Below are 17689 nucleotides of genomic sequence, written 5' to 3' on the forward strand. Positions count from 1 at the left end.
GAGCTTATAACATCGGGAACGGGGTGAAAGAAGAAATGGATAAAAAGTTTTATAGCGCCGCAATGGGCGAGATCCGCAACACGCTTTTCGGATTTATAGAATCTGTAGATGCTTATGCATTGGGGAAGCCGGGGATTTACAGAAGGCTGGACAGTAAAGAAGAGCAGTTGAAAATTGCCGTTAAGCTAGGCCTTAATATTCCTGAAACCTGCCTTACCAATAATCCTGAAGAAGCCAGACAATTCATCCTTAAGCATCAGAATGTGGTGGCTAAAATGCAGACCGGTTTTGCTATCTATGAAGACGGTGTGGAAAATGTGGTTTTCACCAATGTGGTTAGTGAAGACAAGCTTGAAGAACTGGATTCATTGGTATACTGCCCGATGCAGTTCCAGAAAAAAATAGAAAAGAAAAAAGAATTGCGGGTTACCATTGTTGGGCAGGATGTCTATGCTTTTGAAATAGATTCCCAGCAGTCCGAAGATGCAAAGGTGGACTGGAGAAAAGACGGGGTAAATCTGCTTACCAAATGGGCAAGAACAGAACTTCCTTCAGATATTGAAGCTAAGCTTCTGGAGCTTTTAGATGTTTACAATGTAGATTACGGTGCTATAGATATCATTGTTTCTCCCCAAGACGAATACTATTTCATCGAGATCAATGCTGCAGGAGAATTTTTCTGGTTAGATAATTTAACGGAGGAAAATCTGATTTCCAAAAGTATCGCAGACGTTCTCTGCGACAAAGCGCTAAGAAGAAATAATAGGATTTTGGTATAAATAAATCTAATTTTCAACAATTCCTAAAAAGTCATAAAATTTAAGCAACAGCCATGCAAAAATACTTTTATCATTAGCTAAAATACTACCTTTGTGAAATAAGCACATAAAGGAATGAAAAAAGGTATTAGTAGGAACATTCTGGTTATAATTATAGCTTTAATGTATGTTCCTGTAATGGTAACAGCACAAAAAAATATAGATTCAGCTGTTTACAAAATAATTAAAGTGAAACCAAGCAAGCTAGATCAATCTGTCCGGATGGCGGACGATCCCCATATTGTTTTTTATGATCCAAAAGTAAAAAATAATAAAATTTTGCTTTGGCTTACAGGAACAGGAGGAACAACAAAACATGTTCCCGAATTATTTATCAATACGGCTTTAGAAAGCGGGTATAGAGTAATTGCACTTTCGTTTATCTCTGAACCGGGAGTTTCTCAGGTTTGCATAGGGGATACTTTAAATTCAGATACAGATTGTGCTGCTGAATTTAGAAGGATGAGAATTTACGGAACACCCGCTTTTTCTTTAATTCCGGATAAGCCTCAGGATGCAATAGTACCCAGGCTGACAAAACTATTACAAAGTCTTTCAAAATCTGATCTTCAGGGAGGCTGGTCTGTCTATCTGAAAAATGAAAATCCTGATTGGAACAAAATTGCCATTGCCGGACAGTCACAAGGCGGAGGTATGGCAGAATTTATTGCTCAGAATAATTCTGTAGACAGGGTCATTAGCTTTTCAGGGGGTTGGGATTATTCAGATTCTAAAGAGAAAAAAATTGCCGGCTGGTATTTTAATAAAAGCAAAACACCGGTAGAGAAATGGTATGCCGCCTATCATATTGATGAAGTAGCTGCTAAATCTTTAATAGAAATATGTACCGCATTAAAAATCCCAAAAGATCATATCTTTGCCTTAGATAAAAAAATAGACTTTTCATTAGAGAATCCCAATAAAGGAAATAAAAAGAATCCTTATCATACAGAAGGTATTAAAAATACGATATATAAACCTGTATGGCAGACAATGCTTGGGAGCGGAAAAATAAATTAAATCAGTAAATGATATTTGTAACAGGAGCAACGGGAATTTTGGGTAGAGTAATCGTTTTGGAACTTTTGAAAAGAGGAAGAGACGTACGTGCCTCCAAAAGACCGGGCAGCAATTTGAACGATGTAAAACATTCTTACGGCTTCTATACGGAGAATCCCGAAGATCTTTTTAATAAGATCGAGTGGGTAGACGTAGATTTTGATAATCTTGATTCCCTTCAAAATGCATTGAAAGGGGTAGATGAGGTTTATCACTGCGCCGCAAAAGTAAGTTTCCATCCTCATGATGCAAAAGAAATGTACCATACCAATGTAAAAGGTACAGAAAATCTGTTGTTTGCCTGCGAAGGTACAGAAGTGAAAAAATTTCTGCACGTAAGCACAATTGCTGTTTTGGATGTTTTTAATGAAAAAGGAGAACTGGACGAAACTTCAGAATTTAATCCCAAAGAAGAACATTCTGCTTATGCTGTTTCCAAACATCTTGCTGAAATGGAAGTCTGGAGAGCGTCTGCTGAAGGGCTGAACACCATAATTGTGAATCCGGGAATGATCATCGGAAGTGGAAACTGGGGACAGAGCAGTGGAGATATATTTCCTACGTTTGAAAAAAACGGCTTTACATTTTCAGGGGGAACCAGTTATATAGACGTTAGAGATGCTGCTCGGATTTCCATTGAGCTCATGGAAAAGAATGCTTTCGGAGAACGTTTTATTCTTATTTCCGAAAATAAAAGATATGCAGAGCTTGGAAAACAGATCAGATCACAGCTTGGTCTGAAAGAAGCGAAAATCCTTACAAAATCTCAATTGAGCCTGGGGAGATTTGCCAATATCCTTTTTGGATGGCTGATTCCGAAGCTGAGAATCATTACCAAATCAAATGTTGAATCCATATCATCGCTCAATACCATTTCCAACCAAAAAATTAAAAAAGAACTTGATTATCAATTTATTCCTGTGAAGGACAGTATTGATTTTCATCTTAAAAATTATATTAACGACAAAAAGCTGAATTCATGAATCTTGCAGCAGCAATTATCCTTAAAAATGTAGAAAAGCATCCGGTAAAATCAGCGATAGGCTTTAAAAAGAAAGATGAGGCGTGGAAAGAACTGAGCTGGAAAAAATTCGGTGAAATCGTTTTTAAAACAGCCAATGCACTAAAAAATGCAGGAATTCAGGAAAATGATAAAGTAGCCATTTATTCAGATAATTCCTCTGAATGGATGATTTTTGATCTGGCCTCAATGGCCATTGGTGCGGTTACAGTACCTGTTTACTCTACCAATAATGCAGAGCAGGCAGAATATATCATTAATGATTCCTCTGCAAAGGCTGTGCTTGTTGGCAGCCAGGAGCAGTATGATGCCTGTCTGGAGTTGTTGCAGAAAGAAGAAAATCAATTGGAAACCATTATTGTTTCCAAAAAATCTGTCTGGATCAAGAAAGAATTCAATAGTTTTTACCTCGAAGATTTCATTGCCAAATCTTCTCCTAAACTGGAGATCTGTAAAAAAGAATATGACGATACAGCAACCCTGATCTATACTTCCGGAACTACAGGAACTCCAAAAGGCGTAATGCTTACTCATGGCAATTTCATCAAAGCTTTCGATTCCCATTTTGAATTTTTTAAATTCAAAAATTTTGAAGAAGAATTGTCATTGGCATTTCTTCCATTAAGCCATGTTTTCGAAAGAAGCTGGAGCCTGCTGTGTTTGTATGGCGGTGCGAGAGTTTATTTCTTAGAAGATCCAAAAAATATTGCCAAAACTCTGGAAGAAGTGAAACCTACCATGATGTGTGCGGTGCCGAGGTTTTTCCAGAAAGTATATGCCGGTGTTCTCGAAAAAGCAGAAGAAGGTTCATCATTGAAGAAAAAAATCTTCGACTGGGCATTGGCAACAGGATGGCAGACCGCAGAACTGAGAAGAAACGAAAGGCCAACTCCCCTTGGATTAAAACTAAAAGAATCCGTGGCAGATATGCTGGTGTTCAGCAAAATTAAAGAAAAGATGGGCGGAAGGCTGTGGTTCCTACCTTGCGGAGGAGCATCCCTTTCACCGGAAGTTACAAAATTCTTTGACTCGGTGGGAATTCACGTAACAGTAGGCTATGGGTTGACGGAGACTACCGCTACACTGACGCTTTTCCCATTAACACATTTCGAGCACGGAACAAGCGGAAAACCTTTGCCGGGTGTAGAAATCCGTATCGGAGAAAATGACGAGATCCAGGCTAAAGGAAACGGGATTATGAAAGGCTATTATAATAAACCTGAAGAAACACAGAAAGTTTTCACGGAAGACGGATGGTTCAAAACCGGGGATGCCGGAAAATTTGATGATAAAGGAAACCTGATCATCACAGACAGGATCAAAGATCTGATGAAAACGTCCAACGGAAAATACGTAGCCCCACAGCAGATCGAGAATCTTCTTACCAATAATAATTTTATCCAGCAGATCATGCTTGTAGCAGAAGGCAGGCAGTTCGTGTCAGCTCTTATCGTTCCTAACTTCGAGTTTCTGCAGGACTTTATGAAGAAAAACAATATTCCTTTTACCAACTGGGAAAAAGCGGTGGAAAATGAGAAAATCATTGCTTTATACAAAGAAAAAATTAAAGAACTGCAGGTTCACCTGGCGGATTTTGAAAAAGTGAAAAAATTCACATTAATGCCTGCTGAATTTGATATCAATACAGGCGAAATTACGCCTACATTGAAGGTCAAAAGAAATGTGGTTCTTAAAAAATATGCAGATATTATAGAAAAAATGTATTAAAATAAAACGATCTAAATCACAAAAGGCGCAAACGGCTTTTTCAATAAAAAATCAGAGATTTTTGAAAACTTAAGTGGTCTAGAATAGACCGTTTTATTTAACTTTATCAATAACTCAAGTGTTAAGATTCTTTTGTGACTTTTGTGGTTAAATAAAAGCGTTTTACCATTTTAAATCAGACTATGACAACACAAGAATTCCTAGGAAAACAAAATTTCACCATTCATACTCAGACAGTTTCAGAAAGCTGTCCATCCAATATTGCCCTGATCAAATACTGGGGCAAATACGATAATCAGATTCCTGCAAACCCAAGCATCAGTTATACATTGAATCATTGTAAGACCAATACTTCTATAGAATTTCTGGCAGATGAACCTTTCTCCGTTCAAACTTTCCTGTCAGGAAATGAAGAGGTGAAATTTGCTGAAAAAATAGAAAAATATTTTAAAAATATTGAACAGTATCTTCCATGGATTCTGAAAGGAAAATACATCATCAAAACAGAAAATACCTTTCCCCACAGTTCCGGGATTGCGAGCTCTGCTTCTGGGTTCGGAGCCATTGCCAAATGCCTGATGAAGCTGGATGCAGAATTTTCAGGAAATCAATCTGAAGAAGAATCATTAAGAAAAGCATCATTTTTAGCAAGATTAGGAAGCGGAAGTGCATGCAGAAGTCTATACAATGGACTGGTGGTCTGGGGAACATCAGATGAGGTAGCAGGAAGTTCAGATCTGTTTGCGGTAAAATATCCTGATACCGAAATTCATGATATATTTAAAAGCTTCAACGACTGGGTGCTGTTGATCCATGAAGGCCAGAAAAGTGTTTCCTCAACGGTAGGACACGGCCTGATGAACACCAATCCTTATGCTGAAAGAAGATTTCAGGAAGCAAGAGACAATTTTGTTCCGATGAAGGAAATTCTTAAAAGCGGGAATATGGAACGGTTCATCACATTGGTAGAACATGAAGCACTTACTCTTCACGCCATGATGATGATGAGTGATCCTGCTTTTATCCTGATGAAAACCGGAACACTGGAAGTGATCAATAAGATCTGGGATTTTAGAAGAGAAACGGCTCTTCCGCTATTCTTCACACTGGATGCAGGAGCTAATGTTCATCTTCTATTCCCTGACAATGGATCTGAAGATACAATCAAAGCATTTATCGAAACAGAATTACTGCAGCATACCCAGAAAAATGGAGTAGTGAAAGATGTAATGAAGTTTTAAGAATAAAGAATATCAATATCTGTTTGATCTGCTAAATCTGCGAGTGCAAAAAGTTTCTCGCAGATTTAGCAGATCAAGCAGATTCTTTTTAATACTAATCTTAATTAAAATGTATTGATTAAGGTATCATATCTCTGCTTCATCAAATCAATGCAATTGATTCCCTCTTTGCAGGTTTAAAATTACAAGGTTAAAAATTATCCTTTGCGTTAAAAAATATGTAGTACGTAAAGAAAATTAATCAAAATTTTATTGAAAGGGGGCATTCAGGAAATCATTAAAAGGCTTCATAAGCTTAAAGATCTTAGTGATGTTTTTTATGGCATTTTTATCCAGAATTTCTTCATCTTTTAAATAATAAATCACAATAAAATTCTTTAATTTCAGATATTCGCCCATTGGATCTTCTTTCTCAAATCCCTGAGGAATTTTTTTCAGTTTATCATCCTGATCCAGCTCTGGGAAATGCTTTTTGAAGTCTTTTTGATTGATGATCTTAAGGAAATCGTCGCCATATAACGAAATTTCTTTCCTTACTTCTTTCAGGACAGACGATTCCGGCATATAGATACCGCCTGCAAGAAAAGACTTTCCTGGTTCCATATGAAGATAACAGCCTCCTTTCTGGCTTCCTTTGCCCATTCCCAGAGATGCTCCAAAATTGGTTTTGTATGGTGATTTGTCTTTTGAAAACCTTGTATCCCTGTAAATTCTAAAGAGTGATTTTTTACCATCAATTTTTCCTAATTCTTCATCAAAACCGGACATTTCTTTGATCAGTTCATCAAGGAAGGTAATAACATTTTCCTGTGCCTCGGTATAAGCGGCTTTATTTTCATTAAACCATTCACGGTTGTTGTTAACGGTTAGGTTTTTTAGAAATGTCAGTGTTTCCGGATTTATACTATTCATGTTTTTAATGTTTAATATGATGTGCTGTTGAATTTATTTTAAACCAAGTTAAAAAATAAAGTTATGCTGACCAAACTTATATACTGCAGTCCATGCCTTAAAATAAAAGCAGGCAATTCCTGCAGTTTCAAAAAATAAATATAATACTTAAAATAACCGGACGTAAAGAAAATTATGCTTAACTATTGAGTGATCAATATCTAAAAACTGCGGCAGCTAAAGGAAATAACGCGGTTGGGAAAGAAAGGTAATTTTAAAGAAAAATTTACCATGAATAATGTTATTTTTGAAAATTCATAAATAATACCGAAAAAATCAATCCAATTTAATAAAAAAAAATAATGTTTAACATGTTTTTAATGCAGACCGTGTTTTTTTAGATTTAATTTTTTAAAAATTAAGAAATTATTAAAGGATTCTGAATTAAAGTTTACATATTTAAAACTTTATTCAAAAACAAATCAAATATTTGTTGTATCTTTGCAAAAATTTTAAAATATTTAATGAATTTATTTACGGAGTCCAATTTAAGTCCTGACATCCTTAAGGCAGTTGGCGAACTGGGTTATGAAAGCCCGACAGAAATCCAAAAACAGACTATCCCTTTCATTCTTTCAGATATTCGCGATTTGATCGCACTTGCGCAGACAGGGACAGGCAAAACAGCAGCGTTTTCGCTTCCGATTTTGGATATGATTGACGAAACGAGTCGCAAAATCCAATTTTTGGTCCTTTGTCCGACACGGGAATTATGTCTTCAGATTTCTAAAGACATAAAAAATTATTCCAAATACATGAAAGACATCAAAACCACAGCGGTTTACGGTGGAAGCAGTATTATGGATCAAATTCGCTCTTTAAAGGACAAGCCACAAATTATTGTAGGTACTCCTGGTAGAGTAATTGACCTTATCAACAGAAAAGCACTTGATTTTTCTGCCATTCATTGGTTAGTTTTAGACGAGGCTGATGAAATGCTTTCTATGGGTTTCAAAGATGAATTGGAAACAATTTTAAGCGAAACACCGGACACAAAGCAAAGTTTCTTATTCTCGGCAACGATGAACAAAGAAGTAGAGAGAATTTCTAAAAATTATCTTACCAATCCGCACCGTATTTCTGTAGGTTCTATTAACGAGGTTAAAAAGAACATTAAGCATGAATACTATGTAGTGGGTTACCGTCAGAAAAAAGAAGCTCTTAAGAGATTAATTGATGCAAACCCTAACCAGTATTCTATTCTTTTCTGCAGAACAAGAATGGAAACTCAGGAAGTCGCAGATTTCTTGATGCAGAATGGTTATGCGGCAGATGCTCTTCACGGAGATCTTTCCCAGGCACAGAGAGATACGGTAATGAAGAAATTCAGACTGAAAAACATTGATATCCTTGTTGCAACCGATGTTGCTGCAAGAGGTTTAGATGTGAACTCTTTAACGCACGTGATCCATTATTCTTTACCTGATGATCCGGAAGTATTCGTTCACAGAAGCGGAAGAACCGGAAGAGCTGGAAAAGACGGTATTTCAATGGCATTAATAAAGCCGGAAGAAAGCAGAAAGCTGAAGCAGATCAAATCTGCAACTAAGATTGATATTGTAGAAAAATTTATTCCAACGGGTGATGATATTATCAAAGCTCAGGTTGGAGGAGTTTTTGAAAAACTATTTACAGAACACGAAGAAGATATATTTGAATTCAACGACAGTTTGATTCCTGATCTAAGTGCTTTCACTAAAGAAGAACTTGTTCATAAATTGTTACAGTTCCAGTTGAAAGATCTTGCGCTGTACTACAAAGATAAGCATGACCTTGTTGAGCAGAAGTTCAGCACCAGAGATGATGATTATTCAAGAAGAGACAGAGGACGCGACAGGGACAGAGACAGAGGAAGAGAACGTGGAGATCGTGATACCAGAGGCAGCAGAGATAGCAGAGACCGTGGTGGAAAACCTAGAAGAAAGGACGAAAACATGGTAAGATTCTTCTTCAACCTTGGGAAAAAAGATCAGTTGAAAAAACTTGATGTATTAGATATCATCAATAAAGCAACAGCCGGAAAAAGCAAAAAAAGAGCGGAAATCGGTGATATTGAAATCCTGGAGAAATTCTCTTTCTTTGAAGTGGAAAAATCATTCCAGGAAAATGTAATGAGCAATATTCCTTCAATGAAATTTAAAGGAAAAGAAATGAGAGCTGAAGTAGCAAACTAAGGCATCTCAAGATATATAAAACCGGCTTTTGGCCGGTTTTTTTATTTGATAATCAAGTGTTAACCTAATGTTAACAAAACTTAATGTTATATTGTTTCAGGGCAAATCCTTTTTTAGGAAATTTGCACTCAAATTATAAATACATAAAAATGGGAATTGGTAATATTTTCCACGCTTTTCAACCAAAAGATAAAATCTTCTTTGTGCTTTTTGAAAAAGTAACAGAGAACCTAGTGGCAATGTCTGAAGACTTTAATAACGGTATCAAAGATTTCGATCTTAATGATGATACAATGTTAAAAAGAATGAGTGACTACGAGCACAAAAACGACGAACTTACCCATGAGATCTTTGTTGAATTAGGAAAAAACTTCATTACGCCGTTCGACCGTGAAGATATTCACACCCTGGCAACCGGCCTTGATGATATCGCTGATTACATCTACGCTTCCACAAAATACATCTTCCTATACAAATCGCCTGAAATGAAGGCTTATTCAGATTTTTCATTACTGATCCACAAAGCTTGTCTTGAGATCCAGAATGCAATGAAAAACCTAAAAGGATTCAAAAATATGGACCAGGTAAAAGAAGCATGTATCAAAGTGAACTCTATTGAAAACATTGCAGATGACCTGCTTTCCAACTCAATGGTAGATCTTTTTGAAACTAATGATGCCATTAACATTATCAAAGTTTCATCTGTACTTAATTATCTTGAAATAGTAACTGACAAAGCAGAAGATGTTGCCAACACGATTGAGAACATCATGATTAAATACGCTTAAACAATTATAACTTACAGAAATGGAATTTCCGATTTTACTTACGGTTATTATTGCTTTGGCATTAATTTTCGATTATATTAATGGTTTTCATGATGCGGCCAATTCAATTGCAACCATTGTTTCCACAAAAGTTTTAAGCCCTTTTCAGGCTGTACTTTGGGCAGCACTCTGGAACTTCGCAGCCTTCTTTTTAGCAGCCTATGTGATAGGTGAGTTCAGGATAGGGAATACAATTGCTAAAACAGTGAATGAGAATTTCATCACGCTTGAAGTAATATTTTCAGGTCTTTTAGCGGCAATCGCATGGAATCTTTTAACATGGTGGTTTGGTATCCCGTCTTCATCTTCCCATACCCTTATCGGAGGATTTTTAGGAGCGGCTCTGATGCATGCTTTTATGCTGGACTATCACGATGTAGTAGCGACACAACCTAACCTGGGATTGTTTGATACATTATCACAGGCTTTTCATCAGTTAACAACTCAGAGTGTTGTGAAATTTGATAAAGTAATTCCTATTTTCCTGTTCATTTTCATGGCTCCTGTGATAGGGATGGTAATCTCGATCATCATTACATTAATTATTGTTCACCTTTACAAAAGATCAAACCCGTACAAAGCAGACCAGTCTTTCAAGAGATTGCAGCTTGTTTCCTCAGCACTTTTCAGTGTAGGACACGGTCTGAATGATGCTCAGAAAGTAATGGGAATTATTGGGGCAGCTCTTATTTACTATCACGTGGAGATGCTTCATGATCCGGTATATCTTAACATTCCGTCTGCCGGTCGTTTTGACTACTTTGCACAGCATTATCTTTGGGTTCCTTTGGTGTCATTCCTTGCAATTGGTTTAGGAACTATGAGTGGCGGTTGGAAGATCATCAAAACAATGGGAACGAAAATTACAAAGGTGACTCCATTAGAAGGAGTAAGTGCTGAAACTGCAGGGGCGATCACGCTTTTTATTACAGATCAGCTTAGTATTCCTGTATCTACAACACATACCATCACCGGCTCTATCATTGGGGTAGGATTAACGAAGAGAATTTCTGCTGTAAGATGGGGAATTACGGTAAGCCTTCTTTGGGCCTGGATATTAACGATTCCAATTTCAGCAATTGTGGCTGCGGTTACTTATCTTGCAGTAACGTTTCTGTCTTAATTTAAATGTTCAAATACATCATATAAACTTTGTCCCTCTGGACAAAGTTTTTTGTTTTATAAAGCCTTGAAAAATTGTATTTTTGTTTAAACTATTAAATTTTATGGAATTTTTAGACAGATACCAGCAGATCGTTGCTGAAGCCATCACTAAGTATACTTTCAAAGACAAGCCTGCGGAACTCTACGATCCGATGAACTACATCATTTCCCATGGCGGGAAGCGTCTTCGTCCTATTATGGTGCTAATGGCCTGCGACCTTTTCGGGGGAGACATTAAACAGGCTATAAAACCTGCGCTGGCCATTGAATTTTTCCATAACTTCACGCTTATCCATGACGATATTATGGATGAGGCTCCTTTAAGAAGAAATAAACCTACCATCCATACCCTTCACGGGATCAATGTTGGGATCCTTTCCGGAGACGGGCTGATGCTGAAAGCTTATAAGTTTTTCGAAGACCTTGAGCCTGAAATTTTCAAAGCATGTATCAGGATCTTTACCCATACAGGACTTCTTCTGTGTGAAGGACAACAGTACGACATCAATTTTGAAACTCAGGAGAATGTAACGTATGATGACTACATCAGAATGATTACTTATAAAACAGGAGTTCTGAGTGCATCTTCCTTTGAAATAGGGGCACTTATTGCAAAAGCTAATTTTAAAGATGCCAAGGCTATATTCAACTTTGGAAAGCATATTGGTATTGCGTTCCAGATTATGGATGATTATCTTGATGTATTTGGAGACCAGGCTCAGTTTGGGAAGAAACATGCCGGGGATATTTATGAAAATAAAAAAACAGTGCTGTATCTTTTAGCCAGAGAACATGCAACAGATGAAGAAAGAAGAGAGCTGGACCATTGGTATGGTAAGAAAACTGATAATATTGATAAAGTATATGGTGTTGAAAAGATCTTCAGAAGAACCAAAGTGGATGAAAAAGCATTGCGTCTGATCGAAAAGCACAATGAAATAGGGCAGAGCTACCTTGAGAAGATCAATATTCCCGAAGAAAAGAAAAAACCTTTCATAGAGCTGGCTAATTATCTGTTAAGAAGAGAAAGTTAAATAAAGGTAGTAGGAATTAGGGTGTAGGGATTAGTTATTTATTGGAGCTTCCTAACCCCTGATTTCTAAGCCCTAATCCCTTATTAATGAAATTCAGAACTGAAGTTGACATTCCGGAGTCAGAAAAAAAAATTGATATTGAAGATAAAATATTTTCAATAGGCTCTTGCTTTGCTTCAGAAATGGCAGATTTGCTGGGTCAGGGGCAGCTTCAGACGGTCAACAATCCGTTCGGAACTATTTTTAATCCGTTTTCGATCAGTAACGCTGTTAAAAGACTCCATGATTCAGAGTTTTATACAGAAGATGAGCTGATTACGTTTAACGATGAATTTATCTCCCTGGACCATCACAGCAGCTTCGACAGAAGATATGTCCATCAGACTCTGGATAGGATTAATACGGGGATAGAAGTAGGAAACAGGTTTTTGCAGGATGCAGGGTGGGTGATCATTACGTACGGAACTTCATTTATTTATGAATTTATCCCGAAAAAAAAACTGGCTGCCAACTGCCACAAAATCCCACAGAAGTTTTTTGAAAAACGGTTGCTTTCCCATCAGGAACTTACAGATTCCATTTATAATACAGTTTTAAACCTGAAAGATATCTGCAGGGATGATGTACAGATCCTCTTTACTGTGTCACCTGTACGTCATACCAAGGATGGAATGATTGAGAATCAGCTCAGCAAATCCAAACTGATCACCGCTGTTCATGAAGCACTTTTGCAGCTGGAAAATTGCCATTACCTGCCCATTTATGAAATACTGATGGATGATCTGCGTGATTACCGTTTTTATAAGGAAGATATGATCCATCCGACATCGCAGGCTGTCAGTTACATTTTTGATAAATTCGGAGAAGCCTATTTCTCAGATGAGACAAAAAGTTTTATTAAAGAAAATTTTAAGATCAGTAAAGCACTGGAACATAGAACTGATGATGAAAAGGATCCGAAGTATATTGAATTTAGAGAAAAATTAAATCAAAGAATTGAAGTTCAGAGGGAAAAAGTAAGGCATAAAATTTTTATAAATGATTGATTTCACGAACCTTGATTATTTGAAATCCGGAAACGAAAGGCAAAAAAGGACTTATGAAGTTCTTGAAAAATATCAGATCTTTGAGAAATTAAAGCCCTATTCTCCAGTTCTTGCCGGAACTATTCCGATTGAAATTGATATTGAAAACAGTGATCTGGATATCATTTGTAAAGTTGATCTTGAATTTGAAGAAGATTTTCTCGATAATATCACGGCTAGCCGATTAGTTCCTGCGGATACTGAAGTGAAAATTGAAAATATCATTATTAACGGAGAAAAAAGCATTATTCTGAACTTTATGCTGGAAGAATTTCCAATAGAGATTTTCGCGCAGAACAAACCCTCAATTGAACAGAATGCTTACCGGCATATGCTGGCTGAATATAGAATATTAAAAGAAAAAGGAGCAGATTTTAAACATAAAATAATAGAACTTAAGAAACAGGGAATCAAGACTGAACCGGCTTTCGGTTTACTGATGGACTTGAAAAACCCGTATGAAGATCTGTTAAAATTTTAAGACAATGATTGATACCCATACGCATTTATATGCTGAAGAATTTGATGAAGACAGAAAAGAAGCTATTCAAAGAGCTGTAGATAAAGGAATCACAAAATTTTATCTTCCTGCCATTGATTCGGAATCCCATGAAAAGATGCTTCAGCTGGAAGCTGAATATCCAGGGCAGATCATTTCCATGATGGGGCTTCATCCGTGTTATGTAAAGCCTGAATCCTGGGAAAAAGAGCTTGATATCGTTAAAAATTATCTGGATGAAAAGGATTTTCCGGCAATAGGAGAGATCGGAATCGACCTTTACTGGGATAAAACAACACTGGATATCCAGATTAAAGCCTTTGAACAGCAAATCGACTGGGCTATAGAAAAGGATCTTCCTATTGTGATTCATACAAGAGAAAGTTTTGATGAAACATTCGAGGTTCTGGAAAGAAAAAAGCATTCGAAGCTTCGTGGAATTTTTCACTGCTTTTCGGGAGATCTCGAACAGGCGAAACATGCCATTGATCTGAATTTTATATTGGGAATAGGCGGAGTTGTGACGTTCAAGAATGGGAAGATTGATCAGTTTCTGAATGAAATTCCTCTGGATAAGATTGTTCTGGAAACAGATTCACCTTATCTGGCTCCTGTTCCGCACAGAGGAAAAAGAAATGAAAGCTCTTACCTGGACCTCGTAGCCGGAAAGCTGGTGAATATCTATGGTAAGGATTTTTCTGAAATTGATAAAATCACTACTGAAAACGCTAAGAGAATTTTCAGTTGCTAATCTAATCAGATGAAAGAAATTTTAACCAATGTAAAAAATAGCAAGGCAAACAGTTTAATGTTGTTTGCAGTTTATTTTGTAATTAATTTTTTATTCCTGACCAAATATGGTATCCGACAGTCATTTGTCCCGATTAGTATTCTGATTGTTGCCTTTATTGCTGTACATATTTTTTTGTTTTTTCTGAGAAAGAATGAATTGTTGACAAAAAAGATTAATATAAAGCTCGTCTATCTTTTGACGGGTATTTTAGGAGTAGGATATATTGCTTTATGCCATATCTTAAAAGATCCTTATCAAATGAATATAGACCGTTGGCAGACGCTGGATTTTTCTTTAGATTACTGGATTCACGGAAAATATATTTATAACACACGGAATTTTATGGGGAACTTATCCTCATACCTTCCCGGACAGCTTTTATTAGCTCTTCCTGCATATCTTCTGGGAAATGTGGGTTATCTTCAGGTAGCCGCTTTTTTGTTGTTTTCATATGCTGTTCTTCTGGAATTTAAAAGCAATCTCATCAGGTTCACAGCTATACTGATGCTGGGAATATCGCTGTCTTACATTTACGAAGTGGTCTGCAAGAGTGATTTTATTTCTTCTTTTATTTTCGTGGCCGCATTCATCCTTTTCTGGCACAGTAAGTTTAAAGGAGATTATTTTCAGAAACCGGTCTTGTTGGGTGTGTGCCTTGGTGTTTTGTTTCTGACAAGGAGTGTGGCAGTTATTCCATTGATTATTTTTTTACTGAAGCCTTTTTTAGCAACAGATACAAACCGTAAAATAAAAACAGCTGTTGCATTTATACTCAGCGTAGGTATTTTACTATTGACTGTTTTTTTTCCTGCTGATAATCTTGATTATATTATACAGCATAATCCATTGGTTCTTCAGGGGCAGAGCAATACACTTGTCATGCTGGGTTTTCTGGTGACGACTCTGGTTATGTCGTTTTATGTCAGAACAATACATGATGTATTCTATTTTTCGGCATATATTGTTTTTCTGGTGATGCTCAGCTTTGTACTGGAAAAATATTTACTTTTCGGGCTGGGTTTCCAGCATAATCTTTTTTCAACCACTTATCTGGCGGCCTGTCTGCCTTTCAGTATTATTGCTTACTGCTTTTCAGTTCAGAAAGAAACAGAGAAAGTCTGAATATTCAGATGATTGAGTTTAAAGATGAATTACTTAAATCTGCTTATTTTGCCGAAGACAAATTCTTATATCACCCTATCCAAAAAGTCTCGGTTACCCTTGTCAAGGTTTTAAACCTTGACAAGGGTAAAAAATCAGATTAGTAATTCCAGCCCTATAATCTAATTTTTCTTTAAAACCCAACTCCTTTATATTTAAAAATCTTAGGATCGTGAGTAGAATAACCGTTTTTAAATCTAAAAATTCTATATAAAAAAGCCCTTTCGTTGGAAAGGACTTTCGTATTATTTTTTTCTGGTGAAATTTTTATTCTTCGGTTTTTTAAAACTCGTTGGGGTGCTGCCTGCAGGCTTATTGTTATTATTTTGTGGCTTTGGAGACCTCGGAGGTCTTCTGTCACCACCGGCTGCCATAGGCTTGTTATTAGAATCTCTTTTCTGGGCTACAAGATCATCCGTGTGGAAAGGATGGTCTTTTATAACTGGAATTTTCTTTCCGATAAGTTTCTCCGTATTCCTTAAATTTAAAAGGTCAAGACTGTCTACAAAAGAAATCGAAGAGCCTTCAGCTCCCGCTCTTCCTGTTCTTCCGATTCTGTGAACATATGTTTCAGAAACATCGGAAAGCTCAAAATTGATTACATATTTAAGTTCATCGATGTCAATACCTCTTGCAGCGATGTCTGTGGCGACCAGAATTCTTGTTTTTCCGGACTTAAAATTACTGAGGGCATTTTGTCTTGCATTCTGGGATTTATTCCCGTGAATAGCCTCTGCTGAGATATTATCTTTTTGCAGTTTCCTTGCAATTTTGTCAGCACCGTGTTTTGTTCTCGAAAATACCAGTACAGAATCTGCAATGTCATTCTCTAGAATATGGGAAAGAAGATTAAGCTTATTGTCTTTTTCTACAAAATAAACTGATTGCTTAATCGTCTCTGCAGTGGAAGAAACCGGAGTCACTTCTACCTTCACAGGATTATTCAGGATAGAATCTGCCAGTTTCTGGATTTCAGAAGGCATTGTTGCTGAAAAGAATAAAGTCTGCCTTCTTGGTGGAAGAAGTTTGATCACTCTTTTTACATCATGTACAAAGCCCATATCCAGCATTCTGTCTGCCTCATCAAGAACAAAGATCTCAATGTTTTTTAAGCTGATAATACCTTGAGCGATAAAATCCAGAAGTCTGCCGGGAGTTGCTACCAGAATGTCGATGCCTTTTCTTAAGGCGGCCTCCTGATTTCCCTGCTTTACACCTCCGAAAATTACGAGCTGTTTGAGCGGAAGGTATTTTCCGTATGCATTAATATTTTCCTCGATCTGTATGGCAAGTTCTCTTGTTGGCGTTAAGATCAGGGCTTTTATATGATTATTTTTGGTCTTATTTTTTGATAAATTCTGAAGAATAGGAATAGCAAACGCCGCTGTCTTTCCTGTTCCTGTCTGTGCGCATCCTAAAAAGTCGCTGCCTTTTAAGATTTCAGGGATAGATCTCTCCTGAATGGGCGTGGGATTCGTATATCCTTGTTCCTGAATTGCTTTTGCAATAGGTTCTATTAAGTTTAGGTCTGTAAAATTCAAATGAACTGTTTTTTTAATTTAAAATAAAATTCCCTCAATGTGAAGGAATGATACGATGCAAAGGTAGTCTAAATATTTTTAAACGGATTATTTTACTTTTGCCCACTGTTGGTTATGTCTCAGGTCTTCAATGAACATGTAGACTTCCCTCAGTTTTTCACTTCCTCTTTTGCCATAGTCTTCTACGTTTTTGAAAGTTCCGTCCGTAAAATTAATTCTCAGATATGAAGTTGAGAGGTCCGTGATATTTCTTGTTCCGTATTTATCTTTTAGATTTTTCACGTCAAGACCATTCAGTAGAGAAACCAATTTGTTATAATCTGCTTCCTTGATTCCCCCTTTAAAAGTTCCTTCACGCGGTTTTGAAAATTCCCCTTTTGAAAAATCTTTCGAGAAATTAAAATGCTCAGCTTCCAATATGGCTGTTCTGTCCGGATTAATGGTCATGGTGAAGATAGGGCAGGATCCGAAACATGCTCCTGCTTCATATTCGATTTTAGCGTATTTTGAATTGGTTTTCTGGGTTGTACAAGAAAATAAAAATAAAAATGCACAAAGACTTAATATATATTTCATAGCGATGGTTTCCTGTT

At 36.8% G+C, this 17689-nt stretch carries 16 protein-coding genes; 13 read left to right on the forward strand and 3 right to left on the reverse strand.

The window, feature by feature from the left end; translation table 11 throughout:
* The 5 genes from LC418_RS09425 to LC418_RS09445 all read left to right on the forward strand — a co-directional run.
* A partial coding sequence (locus LC418_RS09425; RefSeq protein ID WP_223558896.1) for an ATP-grasp domain-containing protein occupies positions 1-779 on the forward strand: 779 nt, incomplete at its 5' end.
* Positions 780-893: 114 nt separating this feature from the next.
* Complete coding sequence (locus LC418_RS09430) at positions 894-1838, forward strand: BPSS1187 family protein (protein ID WP_223558897.1); 945 nt, start codon at positions 894-896, stop codon at positions 1836-1838.
* An 8-nt stretch (positions 1839-1846) separates the two neighbouring features.
* The gene (locus LC418_RS09435) at positions 1847-2860 is read left to right on the forward strand and encodes an NAD-dependent epimerase/dehydratase family protein (protein ID WP_111960947.1); all 1014 of its coding nucleotides are present in this window, start codon (positions 1847-1849) and stop codon (positions 2858-2860) included.
* On the forward strand, positions 2857-4626 hold the full coding sequence (locus LC418_RS09440; protein ID WP_223558898.1) for an AMP-dependent synthetase/ligase: 1770 nt from the start codon (positions 2857-2859) through the stop codon (positions 4624-4626). Before LC418_RS09435 ends, LC418_RS09440 begins: the two co-directional genes overlap by 4 nt.
* 182 nt (positions 4627-4808) lie before the next feature.
* A complete protein-coding gene (locus tag LC418_RS09445; RefSeq protein ID WP_223558899.1) occupies positions 4809-5867 on the forward strand; it encodes a diphosphomevalonate decarboxylase in 1059 nt (352 codons plus the stop codon).
* A 249-nt stretch (positions 5868-6116) separates the two neighbouring features.
* Here the strand turns inward: LC418_RS09445 and LC418_RS09450 are convergent, their stop codons facing one another.
* Positions 6117-6779 carry a DUF2461 domain-containing protein gene (locus tag LC418_RS09450; protein WP_223558900.1) on the reverse strand — a complete coding sequence of 221 codons (663 nt, stop codon included), beginning with the start codon at positions 6777-6779 and terminating at the stop codon, positions 6117-6119.
* Between the two features lie 503 nt (positions 6780-7282).
* Between LC418_RS09450 and LC418_RS09455 the strand changes: the two genes are divergently transcribed.
* The 8 genes from LC418_RS09455 to LC418_RS09490 all read left to right on the forward strand — a co-directional run bounded on the left by LC418_RS09455 (position 7283) and on the right by LC418_RS09490 (position 15516).
* Positions 7283-8992, forward strand: coding sequence for a DEAD/DEAH box helicase (locus tag LC418_RS09455; RefSeq protein ID WP_223558901.1), 1710 nt, complete (start codon positions 7283-7285; stop codon positions 8990-8992).
* Positions 8993-9141: 149 nt separating this feature from the next.
* Entirely contained in the window at positions 9142-9780 is a 639-nt protein-coding gene (locus LC418_RS09460) for a DUF47 domain-containing protein (RefSeq protein ID WP_040998750.1), read from the forward strand.
* Positions 9781-9799: 19 nt separating this feature from the next.
* Positions 9800-10942: an inorganic phosphate transporter gene (locus tag LC418_RS09465; protein ID WP_111960952.1), complete on the forward strand. Its 1143-nt coding sequence runs from the start codon at positions 9800-9802 to the stop codon at positions 10940-10942.
* 103 nt (positions 10943-11045) lie between these two features.
* Complete coding sequence (locus LC418_RS09470; RefSeq protein WP_223558902.1) at positions 11046-12017, forward strand: polyprenyl synthetase family protein; 972 nt, start codon at positions 11046-11048, stop codon at positions 12015-12017.
* Between the two features lie 86 nt (positions 12018-12103).
* Positions 12104-13063, forward strand: a complete 960-nt coding sequence (locus tag LC418_RS09475; RefSeq protein ID WP_223558903.1) for a GSCFA domain-containing protein — start codon at positions 12104-12106, stop codon at positions 13061-13063.
* Complete coding sequence (locus tag LC418_RS09480) at positions 13056-13583, forward strand: DUF4269 domain-containing protein (RefSeq protein WP_223558904.1); 528 nt, start codon at positions 13056-13058, stop codon at positions 13581-13583. The genes LC418_RS09475 and LC418_RS09480 overlap by 8 nt, the downstream gene beginning before the upstream one ends.
* 4 nt (positions 13584-13587) lie before the next feature.
* Positions 13588-14352 carry a TatD family hydrolase gene (locus LC418_RS09485; protein WP_223558905.1) on the forward strand — a complete coding sequence of 255 codons (765 nt, stop codon included), beginning with the start codon at positions 13588-13590 and terminating at the stop codon, positions 14350-14352.
* Between the two features lie 9 nt (positions 14353-14361).
* Positions 14362-15516 (forward strand): hypothetical protein, encoded by a 1155-nt coding sequence (locus tag LC418_RS09490; protein WP_223558906.1) that lies wholly within the window; start codon positions 14362-14364, stop codon positions 15514-15516.
* Positions 15517-15800: 284 nt separating this feature from the next.
* On the opposite strand, the gene LC418_RS09495 is transcribed toward LC418_RS09490, so the two are convergent.
* On the reverse strand, positions 15801-17096 hold the full coding sequence (locus LC418_RS09495; protein ID WP_111960958.1) for a DEAD/DEAH box helicase: 1296 nt from the start codon (positions 17094-17096) through the stop codon (positions 15801-15803).
* Positions 17097-17183: 87 nt separating this feature from the next.
* A complete protein-coding gene (locus tag LC418_RS09500; RefSeq protein WP_223558907.1) occupies positions 17184-17672 on the reverse strand; it encodes a DUF6438 domain-containing protein in 489 nt (162 codons plus the stop codon).
* Positions 17673-17689 lie beyond the last annotated feature (17 nt).

It is taken from the genome of Chryseobacterium lathyri (assembly GCF_019970085.1).
GTDB classification, from domain to species: domain Bacteria; phylum Bacteroidota; class Bacteroidia; order Flavobacteriales; family Weeksellaceae; genus Chryseobacterium; species Chryseobacterium lathyri.